Source organism: Streptomyces sp. NPDC045695 (assembly GCF_056432025.1).
The window spans coordinates 466,627-480,113 of the sequence record NZ_JBWKJU010000001.1; the positions used below are offsets into that span (position 1 = coordinate 466,627).

Consider the following 13,487-nt stretch of genomic DNA (forward strand, 5'->3'; position numbering starts at 1 on the left):
GCACATGAGCGAAGTCCCGTGGCGGTGGGGGGCCACGGGACTTCGCGAGGGAGGGGGGACGGGTCAGCGCGTGCCGACCGCCGCGCGGACCGCTCTGCGCGCCATCCCCGCATCGTCGTGCAGACGGCGGAGCAGCAGCCGCTGCTCCTCCCCCGAGGACAGGGCGCCCGTCGGCAGCGACTGGGCCGGGGCGGTGGCCAGCATCGAGCGCTGCACCGCCGTCTCGGACATCCGGATCTCCCGGGTCAGCACCAGCATCAGATTGATCAGGAACGCGTCCCGCGCGGCCGGACCCGCCGACTGGGCGAGCCGGCTGATCTGGGCGCGGGCCGCCGGGGCGTCGCCCAGCACCGTCCACAGGGTGGCCAGGTCGTAGCCCGGCAGGTACCAGCCGGCGTGCTCCCAGTCGAGCAGCACCGGCCCGGCCGGGGAGAGCAGCAGGTTGGACAGCAGCGCGTCACCGTGGTTGAACTGCAGGGCGGTGCCCGACAGTTTCACCCCGTGCAGCAGCTTCTGCAGGTCGCCGAGGTCCCGGTCGGTCAGCAGCCCGAGCTCGTAGTCACGTGCGATCCGCCGGGCGTAGTTCATCGGAGTCCCGAACAGCTCGGCCGGCGGCTGCCACTGGTTGACCCGGCACACCGCGCCCAGGGCCGCCCGCAGGTCCACCCGCGGCGGCGGCTCCACCGGGTGCCGCTGGAGCGCTGCCACCCGGCCCGCCATCCGCTCGACCACCAGGGTGCAGTTCTCCGGGTCGGCGGCGATCAGCCGGGGTACCCGTACCGGCGGGCGGTGCCGGACGAAGGCCCGGTACGCAGCTATTTCGTGCCGGTAGCGCTCGCGCCACTCCGGCGAATGATCCAGTAAAACCTTCGCGACGGCGGTCATCCGTCCGGTGGTGCCGACCAGGAGCACCGAGCGGCCGCTGCGCCGCAACACCTGCACGGGCGTGAACTCGGGACAGATCCGCTGCACCGAGGCGAGCGCCGTGCGCAGTTGCGCCCCCTGCGGCCCCGAGAGGTCGATTCTGCCGCTGACGGGCTGTGATCCGGTACTGGCCGTCCGCCGCGCCCGGACGGCGCCCTGCGCCGAGGCGGGCTGCCGGCCGGGGTCGAGGTAGGGCCCGCCGCCCGCCGGGAGCGTGCGGTGCGACCGGACCGGTGCGGACACGGAGGAGGTTGCTGCGTACATGGTGATACGGATCCCTTCGTGCGCCGACGAGTGACGTACGCCGCCCCGCCGGATCCCGTGCTTCACCCTGGGGAGTTCCGCCGGTGAACCGGGGCGGGGAGGCGCATTCCTACCTGACACCCGGCGCACCGTGGCGAACCATCGGGCGTGCCCTGGCGAAGCCTGGCGAATAGTCGCTGGGCATCTGACGGCGGGCTACTGTCAACCCAGCCGAGAACCTGGGGGCTTGACGTGAGCAAAGGTCCAAACACCCGCTTGAACGACCTGTTCGGCCTGGCCGGCTGGTCGAAGGGCGAACTGGCGAGGATGGTCAACAGGCAGGCGGCGGCCATGGGCCACCCCCAACTGGCCACCGACACCTCGCGGGTGCGGCGCTGGATCGACATGGGGGAGGCCCCCCGCGAGCCGGTGCCCACGGTACTGGCAGCACTGTTCACCGAGCGGCTCGGTCGTGTCGTGACCATCGAGGACCTCGGGTTCGTACGGCAGCGGCGCACCACCAGACGGCAGCCGGACGGGGCTCGTGAGAACCCCGAAGGAATGCCGTGGGCGCCCGAACGCACAGCCGCGGTCCTCACCGAATTCACGGGAATGGACCTCATGCTCAACCGTCGCGGTCTGATGGGCGCGGGCGCCGTGCTCACCGCCGGCTCCGTCCTCAGCAATGCCATGTACGACTGGCTCCACACCGACCCCGCCACCGCGAAGGAGGCCCGGCCCTTCGGGGACGCCTTCCCGGCGGACCAGGCGGGCTACGACCGCTACGAGGCCGCCCCGATCGGCTCCCAGGAGATCGAGGCGCTGGAACGCTCGGTCGACGTGTTCCGCGCCTGGGACGCCTCCCGGGGGGGCGGACTCCAGCGCAAGGCCGTCGTCGGCCAGTTGAACGAGGTCGGCGGAATGCTGGCCTACCGCCACCCGGACCACCTCCAGCGCAGGCTCTGGGGGGTGGCGGCCAACCTGGCGGTGCTCGCCGGCTGGATGTCCCACGACGTGGGTCTCGAACCCACGGCGCAGAAGTACTTCGTCATCGCCGCGCACGCGGCCCGCGAGGGCGGTGACCGCCCCCGCGCGGGCGAGGCGCTGTCCCGGGCCGCCCGCCAGATGGTCCACCTCGGCAAGCCGAACGAGGCCCTGGACCTGATGAGGCTGGCCCAGTCCGGCTCCGGCGAACAGACCCTGCCGCGCACCCGCGCCATGCTGCACACCGTCGAGGCCTGGGCGCAGGCCGCCCTGGGCAAGGGCCAGGCGATGCGCCGCACCCTGGGCGAGGCGGAGGACCTGTTCGTCTCGGACAAGGGCGACGTGCCGCCGCCGAGCTGGATGCAGCACTTCGACGAGGCGGACCTGCACGGCATGCAGGCCCTGGCGTACCGGACCCTCGCCGACCACGACGCCACGGCGGCGCCGATCGCCGCGCGCCACGCCAAGGAGGCCCTGCGCCTGCGCGGCGAGGGCTACCAGCGCTCGCAGATCTTCGACTACATCTCGATGGCCTCCGCCTGCTTCATCGCCGACGAACCGGAACAGGCCGACCGCTACGCCCGCCTCGCGCTGGTCTCCATGAACGAGACCTCCTCGCACCGGACCTGGGACCGGCTGCGCGAAATGTACCGGCTCACCACCCAGTACTCGGGTTACGCGCGGATCGAGGAGCTCCGCCAGGAGATCAAGCTGGCCCTCCCCGACATGCCGGTGCCCCCGCGCCCGCGCGCCAAAGGGGTCTAGGAGGAAAAAGGGGTCTGAGAGGAAGACGGATACGGAGACGAGAGAGGCCGCGCCGTGCGGCGCGGCCCCGGAGCCCGGACGTCCGGGGTGTTACCCGCCCACCCGGGCGACGAGCACGCAGGCGTCGTCCTCCCGCTCGCTCTCGCCGAACTCCTCGATCACGATCCGTACGCAGTCCTGCGCCGACCGCGCCGCCGCGAACCGCGGCGCGAGGGCCAGCAGCCGCTCCGTGCCGTCCGCCCGGCTGAACTCGATGCTGCGCGGGGTGAGTCCGTCCGTGTGCAGGACGAGCAGGTCACCCACTTCGAGCCGTTCCTCGGCCTGTTCGTACGAGGCTCCGGAGGTGGCGCCCAGCAGGACGCCCTCCGGCGGCAGCAGGGAACGGCCCGACCCGCGGCGGAACAGCAGGGGGGCCGGATGTCCGGCCTGCGCCCAGGACAGCACCCGGCGGGCGGGATCGTAGCGGCAGCACACGGCCGAGCCGAGCGCGGGCTGTACGGAGGTCTCCAACAGCTGGTTGAGCCAGCCCATCAGCGGACCCGGCTCGATTCCCGCCATGGCCATGCCGCGCAGCGCCCCCAGCATCATCGCCATCCCGGAGGTGGCGCTCACGCCGTGCCCCGTCAGGTCACCGACCGTCAGCATCGAGTGCCCGCCGGGCAGTTCGAGGGCGTCGTACCAGTCGCCGCCGATGAGCGCGCTGGTCGCGGACGGCAGGTAGTGCGCGGCCACGTCCAGCGATCCCGCGCTGCTGTACGGGAACCGCAGGGAGCCGCGCCACGGGGGGAGCACGGTCTCCTGGAGCTCGACCGCCAGCCGGTGCTCGGTCTGCGCGATCTCCCGCTGGCGCTGGAGGGAGTCACGGGACTCGCGCACCGCCCGCTGGCTGCGGCGCAGTTCGCTCACGTCCCGCATGACGGCCCACATGGAGGCCGTGCAGCCGTCGGAGTCGAGTACCGGTTCACCCCTCATGTGCAGGGTCCGGACCCGCCCGTCGGCGCGGACGATGCGGAACTCGCCGTCGATCGGCTTGCCGTCCACCAGGCAGGCGGTGACCCACGCGGTGAGCAGCGGCTGGTCCTCGGAGAACAGGGTGGAGCCCAGCTCGTCCAGGGGGAGCGCGCCGGCCTCGGGGGAGCGTCCGAAGATCTGGAACAGCTCGTCGGACCAACTGACCTCGTCGGTCAGCAGGTTCCACTCGGCGCTGCCGACGCGGGTCTGGGCCTCCAGCCCGGTCTCGGGGGGCGCCTGCGGGAGCTCGATGGTCTCGGGGACGGGCGGCAGGCCCTCCTTGAGCTGACCGAGGTGCTCACGGAGGTCGTCGAGGTGGTGGACCGCGAGATCGCACAGGGCGCGCTGCCAGCGGGCCTGGGCGTCGTCGTCGTCGACGACGGTGTCGCGGCGGACCGCGTCCACTTCTCCCCGCAGCCGCCGGGTCTGGGAGATCAGCGCGTCCACCGACCCCGGCTCGGGCGGTTGCGCGGGACGGTCCGCGAACAGGTGGGACGGCATGAGAACTCCGATACAGGCGCGGCACGGCCAAGTCTGAAGGAAGGACCGGTAACGACTGTTGCACAGGCCGCGACGGCGTGTAAGACGTTTGGCAACATCCGCAACGTTCTTGCTTCTGGTATATGCCGTAGGCCTTGCGGCCGTTGCTCCGCGTGCGAACGAATCAGGTCAGGCGCGCTCCGGCCAGGGGGAGCGGCGGGCGGCCGGCACCAGCCGACCCCGTCGAGTCCGCCCTGGCAGAGGTGGCTGGAATGCGGCGTTCAGGCCCGTGCGGCTCGATCAAACGGCCGAGGTGTACGAGGCCCTCGCGCGAAGGTGATCGCATGGGTGCGCGGATCGTTCCGCCCATCCCGATCCCCCCGAAAGGGTGAGCCCGCTTCCGGTCCCGAGGCTTCCCACCCCAGGCCCCGATCGCTACTCTACGTGTCGGTAATGCACCGGGGAGGTCCGCGCGGGCGGACCCGCGCAGCGTGGGTGGGGAACGACGACATGACCGGGCAGGACCGCGCCGCCGGGCAGAGCCGCCGCTCCTTCCTCACCCTGCTCGTGGCGGCCCCGACGCTCGCCCTCGTCACCCGCGCCGGCGTCGACGCCCTGGCCCCGCAGCCCGCCCGCGCCGTGGTCCCGTCCCTGCCCGCCATCGCCGACGTCATCGACCTCGGCGACCTGTACGGCGCAGCACACCCTCGTGGGCCGGCCCATCAGCCGCGTCGACGCCCGCGCCATGGTCACGGGCGCCCAGCGGTACACCCTCGACCTCGACGTGCCCGGAGCCAAGCCCTGCGTGGTGCGCCGCCCGCCCACCCTCGGCGGCTCCGTCCGCGCCGTCGGCAACCTCGCCGCGGTCCGGGCCATGCCCGGCGTGCTGGACGTGGTGAGCGTCCCCACCGGGGTCGCCGTCGTCGCCGAGACCTTCGGTCAGGCCATCACGGCCAAGTCCGCCCTCCAGGTCACCTGGGGACCCGGCCCCGCCGACCAGCTGTCCGACGCCGAGATCCGCCGCAAGCTCCGCGCCGCGACCCCGCCGCTGCTGGTGCCGCCGCTGCTGACCCCGTACGTGGACGCCGAGTTCGACTTCGCCTTCGTCAGCCACGCCCCGATGGAGACGAACTGCGCCATCGCCGACGTCCGGGAGGACCGGGCCGAGATCTGGTCCGGGCTCAAGTCCCCGATCGTGGCCCGCGAGACCATCGCCGCCGACCTCGGCCTGCCCCTGGACAAGGTCACGGTGCACGTGGTCCAGGCCGGCGGCTCCTTCGGCCGACGGCTCTTCTTCGACGCGGCCCTGGAGGCCGCGCGGATCTCCAAGGCCTGCCGGCGCCCCGTCAAGCTGATGTGGACCCGCGTGGACGACACCCGGCACGGCCGGATGCGCCCCGCCACCCACCACAAGATCCGGGCCACCCACCTGCTGGGCGAGGTGCTCAGCTTCGAGCACCGCGTCGCCGCCGCCGAGACCGACTTCCGCCACGGGCTCGGCGAGATCATCAGCGCCACCGCCGCGAGCCTGCCGCTCGGCATCGGCAACGCCACCCTCGCGCAGACCCTCTTCCTGACCACGGTGAAGTCCCCGTACCACTTCGGCCTCACCACCCAGGCGCTCACCGAGGTGCCGACCGGCATCCCCACCGCTTCCTGGCGCTCGGTGTACTCCGCCAACACGCGCGGAGCGGAGGAGATCGTCGTCGACGAACTGGCCGCGCGCACGGGACGCGACCCGTACGCGTTCCGGCGTACCTTCCTCAAGACGGCCGCCCAGCGCGCCGTACTCGACAAGGTGGCGGCGGAAGGGCGGTGGGGGCGGCCTATGGAGGCGGGCTGCGCGCAGGGCATCGCCTTCCACGAGGAGTACAAGTCCCGCACCGCGTGTCTCGTCGAGATCGACACCCGCGACCCGGAACACGTCCGCGTCACCAAGGCGGTCATCGCCGTGGACGTGGGCCTGCCCGTCAACCCGCGCGGACTGGAGGCCCAGATGATCGGCGGCCTCACCGACGCCATCTCCACCACCCTGCGCGCCGGGCTGCACCTGGACAAGGGGCTGCCGCTGGAGGGAAGTTACAGCCAGTTCCACTGGGCGCAGCAGCGTGACTCCCCGCGCGACGTACGGGTCTTCGTGCTGCCGGCCACCGGCGAGGATCCGGGCGGCGCGGGCGAGCTCGGGGTCCCCGCCGCGGTCGGCGCGATCGCCAACGCCTGGGCCCGGGCCACCGGATCCAAGCCGCGCAGCTTCCCCCTCGACTTCGACGTCGACTTCACCCCCTACCCGCGCTAGTCCGCCGGAGCCAGGAGTACGCCGTGCCCTCGCACACCTTCACCGTCAACGGGCGGAGCGTCACCGTGGACGCCCCCGACGACCTGCCCCTGCTGTGGGTGCTCCGCGACATGCTGGGCGTCCACGGCCCCAAGTACGGCTGCGGGGTGGACGTCTGCAAGGCCTGCACCAGCCATCTCGACGGCGCCGACGTCCGCCCGTGCGTGGTGCCCGTCTCCGCGTGCGCGGGCAGGGCGGTGACCACCATCGAGGGGCTGGCCGACGGGGACGAGCTGCACCCGGTGCAGGAGGCCTGGCTCGAACAGGACGTCGCCCAGTGCGGTTTCTGCCAGCCGGGCCAGATCATGGCGGCCGTCGCCCTCCTGCGGCGCACCAGCGAGCCCACGGACGAGGACATCGACGCCATCGCCAACATCTGCCGCTGCGGCACGTACTTCCGTATCCGCGAGGCCATCCGCAGCGCGGCGCGCAAGATGTGAGCAGCGACGGACCCCGGCGTTTCCCCCGTCCCCGAATCATCGACAGCGAATCACCGGACAGCGCCGGGGACCGACCGCTCGTCGCCCAATCTAGGCGGGGGCGGCCCCGGACGCAGGGTTCGCTGCGCACGGTGACGGGGCGAGACCGGTATCACGGCGCACAGTGAGCCGGGGTGGTTGAATGCGGCCGTGTCCAGGTCCGACGACATTCTCAAGATCCACCGGCTCGCCCACACCGGTGGCTCGGCCGTCCTGCTGGAGTGGCTCGCGGCCCGCCTGGACGGCTGGACCGGAGTGGTGGACACACACCGGGCCCTGGGGCCCGAACCCGCCGTGCCCGAAGCCGCCGTGCTCGGCGCCGCCGAGATGAGCGCACGCGGCGCGCGGTCGGCCGTGGTGCAGAGCGGTGAGGGCGCCGCGCTGCTGTTCGCGCTCCACGACGGGCGGGCGCTGGCCTGCGTACGGTCGCGGCCCCACCACCCGGACGCCGCCACCCTGCTCGCGGACGCCGCCGTACCGCTGGCGCTGGTGCTGCGCGCCGAGGAGGCCGCACGGCGTGAGGAACGGGCCGAACTCGCCGCCTCGCGGGCCCGCGAGGCGGTGCTGCACCTGCTGATGAACGGCCGGATCTCCACCGCCCACCAGGTCGCCGAGGCGCTCGGTCCCTCCCTGCCCGACCCGATGCGGATGTACGTCGTCGAATGCCCGGCCGGGCAGCGCGGTGAAGTGGCCCGCCGGTGCTCGGAGTTGACGGGGGGCCGGGCCTGGATCGTGCACTGCCCGGTCTACGTGCGCCACCTCATCGTGCTCGTCCCCGCCGGCCCGGCGGGAGCCGGCGCCGACCACGACCCCCTGGCCGGGGCGCTGGTGGACGTGGCGCGGCACTGCGCGGTCGGGGTCAGCGGGGAAGCGGCCCTGCGCGAGGCACCGGCCGCCTACGGCCAGGCCTTCCACGCCCTGGCCGTCGCGCGGGGCCGGGGCGAACGGCACGCCCGGTTCGGGCCGGGACCCGAGCTGGCGCTCGCCGCCCACGATGCCGGGGCCGGCTGGGCCGCGGCCCTGCTCGCGCCCCTGGACGCGTACGAGCCCCGGCGCGCCCAGGACCCCGGCCCGCAGGAGCTGCGCGCCACCGCTCACGCTTGGCTGGAGTTCACCTCGCACGCCACGCGGCTGCTGAAGATCCACCGCAACACCCTGGCCACCCGGCTCCGGCTGATCGAGGCGGTCCTCGGGCTGGACCTCGCGCGCCTCGCGGACCAGGCCGCCCTCTCGCTCGCGCTGCGCCTGACCCGGGGCGCGGGCGACCCGTACGTCCCGGGGCCCGCCGCGGCTACGGAAGCGGACCTGGACGAGGTGCTGCGCGATCCGCGCCTGACCGACTGGGCTCGGAGCCACCTGCGCCCGCTCAGCGGCCCCGAGGCCCCGCCGGACGCCCGCACCACGGTCCGCGCCTGGCTGGACCACGATGCCCAACTGGCCCCGACCGCCGCCGCCCTGGGCATCTCCGTGCCGGGCGCCCGCAAACGGCTGACCCGGATCGAGGCGCTCCTCGAACGCTCCCTGCTCCAGTCGCCGAGCGCCCGCCACGACCTGTGGCTGGCCCACCGGGCGGAGGAACTCGCGGGATGACCTCACCGGGTGATCCGGGTGATCCCGCCGGGTACCTCACCGGGTGACACCGTCACCGCACACGCGCAGGAGGCGCCGGTTCCCCGGTGCCCCGCTGGGTCACCGCCGAGTGCGCCAGGGCCAGTTCCACCACGTGCCGCGGGTCGGAGAGCGAGCGGCCGGTGAGCCGTTCCAGGCGGCGCAGGCGGTTGGAGACGGTGTTGCGGTGGCAGTACAGCCGCTGCGCGGCGTACGTCGTCGAGCCCTGGCAGGTCAGCCAGACGCCCAGGGTGGTGAGGAGCACCCGGCGGTCCTCCGCCGCCAGCGCGAGCACCGGCCCCAGCACCACCTGCCGCAGCCGGCCCGCGAGTTCGTCCTGAGCGGCGACCAGTGCCGCCGGCAGCCCCTCGTCCAGCAGCGCGGTGCGCGGGCCGCCGGACTCGGGAGCGGTCCGCAGGGCGAGGACGGCCAGCCGGTGCGCCCCGGCCAGCTCGGCCGCCGCCCCGACGACCGGGCCGACCCCGGCGCGTACGCCGAGGGGCGCGAGCAGGTCCCGTACGGACTCCAGCGGATGGTGGCCCAGCTCCACGAGGCCGCTCCGCGCGCCGGCGCGGATCCGCCACAGCACGCGCGGGGCGCCGTCGCCGGCCCTCCCGGTCGTCGTCCGCGCGCTCGCGCCCCCGCCGCCGTCGGCCACCACGACCACCGCGAACCGGCCCCGCTCCGGCAGGCCCAGCCGCGACGCGGCCTCGGCGGCCGTCGGCCCGTCCGTGGTGCCCGTACCGTCCAGCAGCACGTCCAGCAGGGCCGCCCGGCGCTCGCCCTCCCCCTCGGTGCGCGCGGCCCGCGTCCGGTGGTACGCCTCGGCCATGGCGTCCGTCATCTGGTCCAGTACGTCCCACAGGGCGGCCGCACCCGCCAGCAGCCCGGGCAGCTCGGCCCGGTCGTGCGCCGCCACGGCCTCGGTGACGCTCTGCCAGAGCAGCCGGCCGCCGCGGCGGTAGGGCCCGAGGAGGGAGGCGAGCGGCAACCCCCGCTCGGCCCCCAGCGTGCCGGCGGCCCGGGCGTCGGCGAGCTCCGGCGGCAGGCCGCGCGCACTGCGGACCAGGCCCTCGACGGCCTGGTGGAGGTGGTGGTGGATCCGCTCGCGCAGCTCGGCCCGGCCGAGCAGGGCGGCGTACGCGGGGTCCTCGGTCAGCGTCCGGTCGGCGAGCCGGTCCGCCGCCACGGCGATCCGGCGTGACAGGTCCTCGCGTATCTCCTCGACGATCCGCTCCATGGCGGGCAGCCTGACACGGGTCGGGGGCCGCTGGGGAGGGGGCGGCGGGGCGGAGGGTGCGGGGCAAGGGCCGGGAACGGGCGCGTCCGCTACCGTGAGGTGAGCACTGCACTTGAAGTGCTCACCGTGAGGTGCCGCACCACTCCGAGGGACCGCCATGCGCCAGAACCCGCAGCGCCGCGCCGCGCTGCTCGACGCCGCCATCGAAGTCCTGGCGCGCGAGGGATCGCGCGGCCTGACGCTGCGCGCCGTGGACGCGGAGGCGGGCGTGCCCACCGGCACCGCCTCGAACTACTTCGCCAACCGGGCCCAGCTGCTCGTGCAGATCCTGCACCGCACCCGGGAGCGGCTGGTCCCGGACGAGGCCGACCTGACCGGCCCGCTGGACACCACGGTGTTGCTCGGCCAGCTCGTGGAACGGATGCGGCGCGAGCGCAGTGTGCACATCGCGATGCTGGAACTGCGGCTGGAGGGCACCCGGCGCCCCGAACTCCAGGCGGCACTGGCGGGCTTCCAGGACGCCGAGCTCGAGGCGAACATCGCCTGGCACCTGAGGGCGGGACTGCCGGGGGACCGGCAGGGCGTGGCCGTGCTGTACCTCGCGATGCTGGGCCTGATCGTGGACGACCTGACGGCGCCGGCCGTGCTGGAGTCCCACACGGTGGAAGGGCTCATCGAGACGATGGTCGAACGGCTCCTCCCGGAGCGCCCCGTTGACTGACGGCTCCCGTCCCGGGCCGGGAGGCGGTGATCTTATGCTCAGGTTTACGCGAGTCTGCTGGTTTTGCGGCGTGTGAACGACTTTGATGGATCGGCCAGGCGTCGTACCGGAGCAGGGGGACCACTCATGGGAACAGCCCACAGTCAAAAGGACACCACGCCCACCCTGATCGGTTCCGTTCAGCGCGCGCTGCGCCTCGTGGAGGCGATGCACGCCGAAGGAGGAGCCACGGCCAAGCGGCTCTCCCGGCTCACCGGGATCCCCCTGCCCACCGTCTACCACCTGCTGCGCACCCTCAGCCACGAGGGTTACGTCCAGCGCGAGGGCGGCTCGTTCCGCCTCGCGGACGATCTTCCGCTCGCTTCGTAATCACTTTCCGACGCGTTCCGGCCAAGCTCTCGCACGCTTCATGGCATGTTCCAGCGGAAAATGCCAGAACGCCTTTTCGCACTGCGGAAGTTGAGTAAGTTCCCTCCTGTCGCGCCGTAGACCGTGCACACCGCACGTCCGGCCGGGAGGGGAGCCCGCGTGCCCGGGATCGACGAATGCCTGCTCGAAGCCATGGCCCTGCCTGGTGCGCGGGGGGCCGCGCTGGTCGACTGGAGCAGCGGACTGGCCCTCGGCACCGCGGGGGAGTCGCCCGTGGGCGACCACGAGACCACCGCCGCCGAGACCGCCGAGCTGGCCCGCGCGGCCGCCGAGTACGAGTCCTTCGCCCCGGCAGGAGCGGCGCCCTCACCCTCGGGCGCCGAGGTGACCGGCCCGCCCGTCGAGGACCTCATCGTCACCACCCGCACGGGCTACCACGTGCTGCGCTTCGTGGAGACGAGCTTCGACAGCAGCGTCTTCCTGCACCTGTGGCTCGACCGCGCCGAGGGAAACCTCGCGCTCGCCCGTCACAGACTCCGCGTCCTGGCCGAGGGGCTGGTGCTCAGATGACCGCCCAGGCCACGGCGCCGGGCCCCGCCGCCGTCTCCCCCCTCCTGACCCGGCTCGCCGCCGAGCGCGCCACCGGCGCCCTGCTGCGCGACCGAGGCACCCTCTTCCTGGAGGACGGCCGCATCGTGCACGCCGAGAGCCCGGCCACCCCCGGCCTCGACGTCCTGCTCACCACCGGCGGCGGCCTCGCCCCCGAGCGCTGGCGCGAGGCCGTGGACCGGGCCGGCGCCCGCCGCCAGGTCGCCCGCTTCCTCGTGGACAGCGGCGGTCTGGCCGGCGGCGAGCTGGAGATATGCCATCTCGCCGCGATCTTCGACGCCGCCTTCTTCGCCCTCTCCCCGGGCAGCGGCCCCTCCCGCTTCCGCCGCGGGGCCACGCACTGGATCGGCTCCGTGCGCTCGGTCGCGGCCGCCGCCGTCGAGCGGGAGACCTGCCGCCGCCGGGAACTGCTCGACGCGGTCTGGCCCTACCCGCTGCTGGACACCGCCCCCGTGGTGCCCCGGGCCGCAGCGCCCGGCCAGACGGTCACCGTCCGGCAGCGGCTGCTGCTGCGCCAGGCCGACGGCGTGCGCACCCCGGCCGACCTCGCATGGGTGCTGGGCCGGCCCGCCTTCCACACGCTGCTCGACGTACGGCGCCTCGCCGCGGCCGGACTGGTCGAGACGCCGCACGCGCCGGCCCCGCCGCCCGTCGTGGATGCCCTGCCCGACTGGATCACCCAGACCCAGTCCCCGGACGTGGCGCTGCTCCGCCGGTTACGCGACGCACTGGAGGCAAGCCTGTGAGGCTCCCGCTGCGACCCGCCCTGCGCGCCGACCGCTCCGAGCGGAGGCAGCCCGAAAGGAGGAAGCCAGACATGAGTACGGTGCCCCCCGAGGCGGAGGCCGAGATACTCGCCGAGCTCCGCAGGCTGCGGGCGCGGGTACCCCAGCTCACCGGCGCGCTCGCCGCGAGCACCGACGGCTTCGTCCTCGCCCAGGACAGCGCCGCCACCGAGGCCGAGTCCGTCGCGGCACTGACCGCGGCCGCACTCGGCGTGGCCCAGCGCCTGAGCGACTGCACCGGTCAAGGCGCGTTCCGCGAGCTGCTCGTACGCGGTGAGGACGGTTACGTCGCCACCTACGCGGCCGGTCTGGTGGCCGTCCTCACCCTGACGGCGGAGTCGCGCGTCAACGTCGGCCGCCTCCACCTGGAGGCCCGGCGCTCCAGCCTGCGCATCGCCGAACTGATCGACCACACCCTCGGGCGGCGCGGCGGCGAAGCCGCGCCCGCGTGAGCCGCGTACCGGCTCCTGCTCCCCCTCCGTCCACCGCCAGGCACAGCCAGCTCCAGCGAAACGAGAAAGAGGAACAACTCATGGTCAATGTGGAGACCGCACTCAAGGAAGCCACCACCACCATCGAGGGCGCGCTCGGCGCGGCCCTGGTGGACTACGGCAGTGGCATGGCCCTCGGCACCGTGGGCGGAGGCAAGGACCTCGACCTCGCGGTCGCCGCCGCGGGCAACACGGACGTGGTGCGCGCCAAGGTCCGCACGATGGAAATGCTCGGGATCAAGGACGAGATCGAGGACATCCTGATCACCCTCGGTGGCCAGTACCACCTGATCCGCCTGCTCAAGGGGCGCGGATCGGCGGGCTTCTTCCTCTACCTCGCCCTCGACAAGAAGCGGTCCAACCTCGCGATGGCCCGTCATCAGCTGAAGAAGATCGAAGCCGAGCTGGAAATCTGAGAGACCACCGGCCGGCCTGCGGGGTCC

General features: G+C 73.5%; 13 protein-coding genes. 10 read left to right on the plus strand and 3 right to left on the minus strand.

What is annotated here, in order from left to right; genetic code table 11:
* Positions 1-63: 63 nt before the first annotated feature.
* The gene (locus tag AC07DU_RS02110) at positions 64-1,188 is read right to left on the minus strand and encodes an aminoglycoside phosphotransferase family protein (RefSeq protein WP_360889601.1); all 1,125 of its coding nucleotides are present in this window, start codon (positions 1,186-1,188) and stop codon (positions 64-66) included.
* Between the two features lie 231 nt (positions 1,189-1,419).
* On the opposite strand from AC07DU_RS02110, the gene AC07DU_RS02115 reads away from it, so the two are divergent.
* Complete coding sequence (locus AC07DU_RS02115) at positions 1,420-2,916, plus strand: DNA-binding protein NsdB (RefSeq protein WP_453371095.1); 1,497 nt, start codon at positions 1,420-1,422, stop codon at positions 2,914-2,916.
* Positions 2,917-3,006: 90 nt separating this feature from the next.
* Here the strand turns inward: AC07DU_RS02115 and AC07DU_RS02120 are convergent, their stop codons facing one another.
* Positions 3,007-4,428, minus strand: a complete 1,422-nt coding sequence (locus AC07DU_RS02120) for a PP2C family protein-serine/threonine phosphatase (protein WP_479109137.1) — start codon at positions 4,426-4,428, stop codon at positions 3,007-3,009.
* A 688-nt stretch (positions 4,429-5,116) separates the two neighbouring features.
* On the opposite strand from AC07DU_RS02120, the gene AC07DU_RS02125 reads away from it, so the two are divergent.
* The 3 genes from AC07DU_RS02125 (at position 5,117) to AC07DU_RS02135 (ending at position 8,811) form a co-directional block, all read left to right on the plus strand.
* On the plus strand, positions 5,117-6,703 hold the full coding sequence (locus AC07DU_RS02125) for a xanthine dehydrogenase family protein molybdopterin-binding subunit (RefSeq protein ID WP_479109139.1): 1,587 nt from the start codon (positions 5,117-5,119) through the stop codon (positions 6,701-6,703).
* Positions 6,704-6,726: 23 nt separating this feature from the next.
* The gene (locus AC07DU_RS02130) at positions 6,727-7,182 is read left to right on the plus strand and encodes a (2Fe-2S)-binding protein (RefSeq protein WP_453371092.1); all 456 of its coding nucleotides are present in this window, start codon (positions 6,727-6,729) and stop codon (positions 7,180-7,182) included.
* Between the two features lie 189 nt (positions 7,183-7,371).
* On the plus strand, positions 7,372-8,811 hold the full coding sequence (locus tag AC07DU_RS02135) for a helix-turn-helix domain-containing protein (RefSeq protein ID WP_479109141.1): 1,440 nt from the start codon (positions 7,372-7,374) through the stop codon (positions 8,809-8,811).
* 52 nt (positions 8,812-8,863) lie between these two features.
* Here AC07DU_RS02135 and AC07DU_RS02140 read toward each other — a convergent pair whose 3' ends face one another.
* Entirely contained in the window at positions 8,864-10,069 is a 1,206-nt protein-coding gene (locus AC07DU_RS02140; RefSeq protein WP_479109143.1) for a PucR family transcriptional regulator, read from the minus strand.
* 157 nt (positions 10,070-10,226) lie between these two features.
* Here AC07DU_RS02140 and AC07DU_RS02145 point away from each other — a divergent pair, with 157 nt between their 5' ends.
* From AC07DU_RS02145 to AC07DU_RS02170, 6 genes are all read left to right on the plus strand, one after another.
* On the plus strand, positions 10,227-10,790 hold the full coding sequence (locus tag AC07DU_RS02145; protein ID WP_479109145.1) for a TetR/AcrR family transcriptional regulator: 564 nt from the start codon (positions 10,227-10,229) through the stop codon (positions 10,788-10,790).
* Positions 10,791-10,916: 126 nt separating this feature from the next.
* On the plus strand, positions 10,917-11,159 hold the full coding sequence (locus AC07DU_RS02150) for a helix-turn-helix domain-containing protein (protein ID WP_453371089.1): 243 nt from the start codon (positions 10,917-10,919) through the stop codon (positions 11,157-11,159).
* A gap of 159 nt (positions 11,160-11,318) precedes the next feature.
* Positions 11,319-11,729 carry a hypothetical protein gene (locus AC07DU_RS02155; protein WP_453371088.1) on the plus strand — a complete coding sequence of 137 codons (411 nt, stop codon included), beginning with the start codon at positions 11,319-11,321 and terminating at the stop codon, positions 11,727-11,729.
* Positions 11,726-12,514, plus strand: a complete 789-nt coding sequence (locus AC07DU_RS02160; RefSeq protein WP_479109147.1) for a transcriptional regulator — start codon at positions 11,726-11,728, stop codon at positions 12,512-12,514. Before AC07DU_RS02155 ends, AC07DU_RS02160 begins: the two co-directional genes overlap by 4 nt.
* A gap of 80 nt (positions 12,515-12,594) precedes the next feature.
* Positions 12,595-13,005 carry a roadblock/LC7 domain-containing protein gene (locus tag AC07DU_RS02165; RefSeq protein WP_360890136.1) on the plus strand — a complete coding sequence of 137 codons (411 nt, stop codon included), beginning with the start codon at positions 12,595-12,597 and terminating at the stop codon, positions 13,003-13,005.
* Between the two features lie 80 nt (positions 13,006-13,085).
* Complete coding sequence (locus AC07DU_RS02170; RefSeq protein WP_360889628.1) at positions 13,086-13,460, plus strand: hypothetical protein; 375 nt, start codon at positions 13,086-13,088, stop codon at positions 13,458-13,460.
* Positions 13,461-13,487 lie beyond the last annotated feature (27 nt).